The following is a 5,642-nucleotide window of genomic DNA, read 5'->3' as shown; positions in this document are numbered from 1 at the left end:
CATCAGTGTTCACCCTTCCCGGAGGCGCGACGCAGGTCGGCGAGGAATGGCTCGACCCCGCATGGCGTGGCGCGAGGGCCACCGATGCGACTGATCCGTGGGGAACGAGCCGCGCCTCCGCTGCTCTGCCCGGGCTAGAGCTGCCCGGTGGGGCGTCGCTGACGGCGACCGGCGGGCTCCAGATCGGCGGGCTCGAGTGGCTCGGCGCCAGGGTCTACGACCCCGCCGCCCGCGGCTTCCTGTCCGTGGACCCGCTGGCGCCCGTGACCGGTGCGGGGTGGGCTGGGAACCCGTACTCGTACGCCGGGAACGACCCGATGCACGCTATCGACCCGCTCGGGCTTCGGCCGGCAACTGATGCTGACCTCGACGCTTACGCTGCCGCGAACCAGAGCGTCATAGGGCGTGCGGGTGATTGGTGGAGCGAGAACTGGGAGTATGTCGCGGCGGGTGCCGCGATCGTCGCCGGTGTCGCGTTGATGTTCACGGGTGTCGGTGGGCCCGCAGGTGTGGCTCTTCTGGCTGCGTCGGGAGCGATGCTCTCGGGCGGTATCTCCATCGCGTCGCAGAAGGCGACGACGGGAGAGGTCGACTGGGGTCGCGTCGGCGTCGACGCTGCGATCGGTGGCGTGGGTGGTGGACTCGGGGCCGGCGCAGGCCTCGCGGTCGCCGCCCGCGGAGGATCAGCTGTGGCCCGCAACGTCGCCGAGGTCGTCGTGGACGGCGTTGCGAGCAACGCCGCCGGCTACGCGACTTCACCTGGACCTCACACGGTCGACGGCTTCATACGGTCCACCGCGAGTAGCGCGGCTACGGGGCTACTGCCTGCCGGTGCTGGATCCGCCATCAACCGGATAGCACCAGTCGGGTCGTCCGCTACGAATCGCCTCGGGGACCTTGTGCCGACTAACGGTCTGTCTAGGGCAGATGCATCGACTTGGATGTCGGCCCAGGGCATTCCCGACGTCTTGCACCGTCAGACGATCGATTCGTTCGAAACGGGAACGATGCGCATCGAGACTGCCGGTCCAGACACATACGGGATTCGCCACTACGGCGGACAGTCCGAGGCGCGCGGCTACTACCTGACACCTACGCTGCCTGCGACGCGGTCAGAGTTGGCTTTGCCTAACGGGAACACGATGCAACACTTGGCTCAATTTAAAATCCCGCAGGGCTCAGAGTTTCTTTCCGGTCGGGTCGGGCCGAATTTCGGCCATCCTGGAGGCGGTATACAGTACGTCGTTCCAGACAAGGACATCCTCGAGAGGATCGAATGATGAGCGACGGGCGACTGCACGAATTGATCATGAGGTTGGAGTCGGAGAGTGCTCTGGGCACTGAGAGTCCGGACTTCGGAGCGTCCCCGATTCTCATCAATTCTGTTCTCCAAGCACTGGTGCAGGCTCGCGACGCACGAGCCGCAGGACACGAGTCGGTTTTTCTCCAGAAACTGAACTTCGCGGCGTATCAGATCCTCGACGGCTGGCCCCGACGAGGTCCTCTTGGGCTTGAGATCATGAGCTACATAAACAGCGAGACGGCAGAACTCACATAGAGTGATTCGTCGCCCGCGACCCTCGCATTCATTACGAAAGCCTCGTACGGTACCGCGAGTCGGGTCGTGGGCGCCACGACCGGGGCCGACCTGCAGACCTGGGACTACGTCGACGGGCACCTCGCCGGCCACACGAACACGGTACCTGACGGATCGTCCACGACGCGGTTGATCCGCGACGACGACGCCCGCATCGTCGCCCTCGACACCGTCGACGGACGGGTCGACTACGCCTACGACGCCGCCGGCCGGCTGACGCCTGAGCTGGTCGATGGCCGGGTGCGCAGCTTCCGTTACGACGCCGCGGGTCAACTCCTCTCCGAGGAGGCGCGGATCGGGTCGACGACGGACGCTCTCGACACCGTCGTGGTCGCCTCCGTCGAGTACGTGCACGACGGCCTGGGCCGTCGGATCCGCCGGATCGACACCGACGGCTCGTTCACCGAGTACGCCTGGAGCGACCTCGGCTGGCCCACGGCGATCACCGCACGCGACAGCGACGGCGGCGTCGTCTCGCAGACGAGTCTCTGGGTCGATGTGCTGGGCGAGCTCGCCACGATCGACGGTGTCGACACCTGGTGGGACTCGGCCAGTGCTGCGCCGTCGCTCGTATCGATCGGCGGCGCACCGGTCGTGACCATGCCCGGTGGCGCGACGACCGTCGGTGGTGAACAGCTCGAGCCGACCTGGCGCGCGCCCGCGCGACCGACGTCACCGACCCGTGGGAGGCGCTTCGCACCTCCTCAGGGATCCCCGGTCTCGAGCTGCCCGCCGGCGTGGAATTGTCCGCATCGGGTGGCCTCGCGGTCGCAGGTCTCGACTGGCTGGGGGCGCGAATCTACGACCCGTCGACCCGAGGGTTCCTGTCGACCGATCCGTTGGCGCCTGTGCTGGGCGCAGGCTGGGCCGGGAACCCGTACTCGTATGCGGGGAACGACCCGATGCACACTCTCGACCCGCTCGGGCTGCGCCCCGCGACGGACGCCGACCTCGACGCCTACGCGAAAGCGAACCAGGGCGCTCTGGCGGATGCGGGCGACTGGTGGGGTGAGAACTGGGAGTACGTCGCCGCTGGTGCTGCGATCGCCGTTGGCGTGGGCCTCATGTTCACCGGCGTCGGCGGTCCTGTGGGCATGGTGCTGATCGGTGCCGCGTCGGGCGCGCTGGTCTCGGGAGGCGCCTCCGTGATTCAGCAGAAGGCGACGACCGGTGATGTCGATTGGGGCAAGGTCGGCGTCGATGCCGCGATCGGCGGCGTCATGGGCGGCGCAGCAGCGGGTGCCGGAGTCTTCGCGACCAGCGCCATGGGCGCCCGTGCCGCAGCCTCCGTATCGAGCGGCGCGAGTCGGGCCGCGACAGCCGTCGGCAACGCAGGCGGCCGGATCGGGACGACAGCAGCGAATGCGGGTCAGCAGGCGATAAGCCGCGTAGGGCAGGCCGCCTCATCTCAGCTGGGGCGCAGCGTCATCGCGAACGCGACGGTGGGGAGCGCCGGCAACACCGGTACGTATATGGTGACGACGCGTCCTGAGGACTGGACGTGGAACGGTTTCGCCGGAGCCGCCGGTGGTGGTGCCATCAGCGGCACGATGAGCGCCGTAGCAGGGCCGGCAGCGGCACGGATGGACAACGTCCTTACTGAGCGCGTGGTCAACTACGGCCTCAGCGGTGGAGGCAACATACTGGGTAACTTCGCGGGCAACGCCATCGCCGGTGAGGGATACAGTTTCGGAGAGGCGCTCATCGACGGCACATCGGGAGCCGCCCTGTCGAAGATTCCGGGACCGGACGGTGGTGCCGGCCTCGGTGCCCACTACGCCTCCGCGGCCGCGGGGCAGCAGCTCGCCTGGGGTGTCGACACGGTCAAACTAGCGCTCGAGACACAGGAGATCATTCCGTGAACAACGACTCCGCCCGTGAAGACGGAGCGGCTTCCGAGCCGGTGAAGCCGCTCGGTGGAAGGACCGCCGTCGTGCTGCGGCGTCTCCTCGCCGCAGGAGTGCTGGTCGATCTCGTCGTCGCTGGCTTCGTCCTCACTCGGGTACCCCTCGACACGACGATCTCCTATACGCGGGTCTCCAACGAGTGGCAGATCCCGATCTTCGCGCTGTTCGCCGCCCCCGCTCTGCTCCTGACACTGTGGTGGCAGACCAGGAAGGCCAAGGATCAGCCGCTGCCCCCCAAGGAACGCGTCTTCCTCATCGCGATCTTTGTGCCGTTCCTGGCATTCTTCGTGGGCGCGCAGTTCTTCATGGCTCGGGACTACCTCATCTCCGGGGGCGCTCTCGTATCGTGAGTTCTCGAGGACGAGTATGAATCGGTCTTCGCACCGACGAGGCGGTTTCAGGTGGGCTTGACCGTCGACTAGAGAACAGTGATGACGATGGCGGCATCAAGACGGTCGAAGCGACCGAACAACGCGGTGGCGGCCATGTCGGCCGCCGTAGGTCTAGTGCTCGGGGTATGGGTCAGCACAGCGATCGGGGGCGCAGGCGTGCTCGCAACCGTCATCACGTTGGTCGCCGGACTCGCGTACTGCCTGCTCCTCTTCGGCTTCCCGCCCCGCAACAGAGCGATCGGTCTCGGTCTTCTCGCACTCGTCCCGGTGGTCATGATCGTCATCGTCGCGAACCAGGACATCGTCGGATCCGTCCAGTACGCCTGGATCTTCGGCTTCATAGCCGGGGGTGTTGCAGGCGGGTACGCATGTCCCTGGTCGCGAGCCACCGTCGCGAAGAGAGCCGGTCGAGGCGATGATTCGCCCCCTGATCCCCGATAGACGTCAGTATCCGAGGTCGTATTCGACCTGGGTCTCCGACCTATCGAAATCCTGAGCCGTGAAAAATGAGTGATGAACTTGGCCAAAGACAATCGCGAGGCCGACTGGCTTTTGCCTTTGTAATGTCTCTAGCTGGAATCGTGCTTGTCTTCATGGTCGGAGGCTCTAGGACTTCTTCTGCATTACCCATTATCATTGGGACACTCTTAGCAGGAGCCGTCTTCAGCTCGTTCATTTTTGCAGTGCTGAAAATGAGATGGGCTTATCCCGTCATGCTACTTGGCCTGCTCGGCATCTTAGGTCTTTTGAACTGGCTCTCTGAACCCTGGGCAACCGGTCAAATAACTTGGCTTTTCGGAACCCTGGCTGGCACTGTTTTCGGTTCGCACCTGAGATATCTAGTCATTTCCAATCGGCATCGATCCTAGTAGTCAGCGACTAGTTATGCTGTTATGACAGTACTTTAACGCGTCAAGAACTCGGGCTGGGCCAAGCGGGGCCGCGAGGTATGCGCTTGACGCACCTACGAGACTCTCAACGCTGACGTTCGTCGCGACAAAGGGCGAGGCACAACGAGCGACGCGCCAGGGGTGTCACCCCTCAAGCTCTGCACGCCGGTGTCGAGTCGTCGGTCTCTTACGATGCCGCGGGGCGCGTGATCGGCTCGGCGGCTGGGGACCTGCTCCAGAGCTGGACCTACGCCGACGGCGACCTAGTCGAACACACGACGACTGGTGCCGACGGTGCCCGAACGACTCGCATCACGCGGGATGACGCGGGCCGTATCGCCCGGGTGACCGGTCCGGACGGCGGCGTCGAGTACGGCTACGACGACGCGTGCCAGCTGACGTCGCTGCGAGCGGACGGAGGGTCGTATTCGACCTGGGTCTACGACCAGGCCGGTCGTCTGATCCGAGAGTCCGTCGACGGGGCCGCTTCGTCGTCCGTGTATGACGCTGCCGGCCAGTTGCTGTCGCGTTCGCTGCCGGATGGCCGTCGTCTGGACTACGTCCATGACGGTCTCGGTCGCCGTGTGCGCGAGATCGCATCCGACGGTTCATATGTCGAGTACGCCTGGTCGGACCTCGGCTGGCTTGCCGCTCTCGTCGAGCATCAGGCCGACGACACCGAAGCGAGGCGCACCGATCTCTGGGTCGACGCCCTCGGCGAGCTCGCCACGATCGACGGTGCCGAGACCTGGTGGGACTCCGCCAGCAATGTCCCCGCGCTCGTCTCCATCGGTGGGGCATCAGTGTTCACCCTTCCCGGAGGCGCGACGCAGGTCGGCGAGGAATGGCTCGACCC

General features: G+C 65.5%; 7 protein-coding genes. 5 read left to right on the top strand and 2 right to left on the bottom strand.

Annotation, left to right across the window (positions count from 1 at the left end; translation table 11 throughout):
- Positions 1–1,280, top strand: a 1,280-nt coding sequence (locus IFT51_RS14660; protein WP_192061829.1) for an RHS repeat-associated core domain-containing protein, incomplete at its 5' end; no start/stop codon positions are given.
- Positions 1,280–1,558, top strand: coding sequence for a hypothetical protein (locus tag IFT51_RS14655; protein WP_192061828.1), 279 nt, complete (start codon positions 1,280–1,282; stop codon positions 1,556–1,558). The genes IFT51_RS14660 and IFT51_RS14655, both read left to right, overlap by 1 nt.
- A gap of 308 nt (positions 1,559–1,866) precedes the next feature.
- Here IFT51_RS14655 and IFT51_RS14650 read toward each other — a convergent pair whose 3' ends face one another.
- A complete protein-coding gene (locus IFT51_RS14650) occupies positions 1,867–2,199 on the bottom strand; it encodes a hypothetical protein (RefSeq protein ID WP_192061827.1) in 333 nt (110 codons plus the stop codon).
- A 135-nt stretch (positions 2,200–2,334) separates the two neighbouring features.
- Between IFT51_RS14650 and IFT51_RS14645 the strand changes: the two genes are divergently transcribed.
- Entirely contained in the window at positions 2,335–3,459 is a 1,125-nt protein-coding gene (locus IFT51_RS14645) for an RHS repeat-associated core domain-containing protein (RefSeq protein WP_192061826.1), read from the top strand.
- Positions 3,456–3,854: a hypothetical protein gene (locus tag IFT51_RS14640; protein ID WP_192061825.1), complete on the top strand. Its 399-nt coding sequence runs from the start codon at positions 3,456–3,458 to the stop codon at positions 3,852–3,854. Before IFT51_RS14645 ends, IFT51_RS14640 begins: the two co-directional genes overlap by 4 nt.
- Before the next feature lie 68 nt (positions 3,855–3,922).
- Here the strand turns inward: IFT51_RS14640 and IFT51_RS14635 are convergent, their stop codons facing one another.
- On the bottom strand, positions 3,923–4,237 hold the full coding sequence (locus IFT51_RS14635) for a hypothetical protein (protein ID WP_192061824.1): 315 nt from the start codon (positions 4,235–4,237) through the stop codon (positions 3,923–3,925).
- An 893-nt stretch (positions 4,238–5,130) separates the two neighbouring features.
- On the opposite strand from IFT51_RS14635, the gene IFT51_RS14630 reads away from it, so the two are divergent.
- Positions 5,131–5,642, top strand: a 512-nt coding sequence (locus tag IFT51_RS14630; protein WP_197982091.1) for a hypothetical protein, incomplete at its 3' end; no start/stop codon positions are given.

It is taken from the genome of Frigoribacterium sp. CFBP 13712 (assembly GCF_014842255.1).
Classification (GTDB): domain Bacteria; phylum Actinomycetota; class Actinomycetes; order Actinomycetales; family Microbacteriaceae; genus Frigoribacterium.
Note: the sequence above shows the minus strand (reverse complement) of the source record. Positions and strands in the feature narration are given on the sequence as shown.

Excerpts from the sequence above, each read along its gene's own strand:
- IFT51_RS14655 (WP_192061828.1), top strand. The coding sequence starts at position 1,280 with ATGAGCGACGGGCGACTGCACGAATTGATCATGAGGTTGGAGTCGGAG.
- IFT51_RS14635 (WP_192061824.1), bottom strand. The coding sequence starts at position 4,237 with ATGAAGCCGAAGATCCAGGCGTACTGGACGGATCCGACGATGTCCTGG.
- IFT51_RS14650 (WP_192061827.1), bottom strand. The coding sequence starts at position 2,199 with ATGGTCACGACCGGTGCGCCGCCGATCGATACGAGCGACGGCGCAGCA.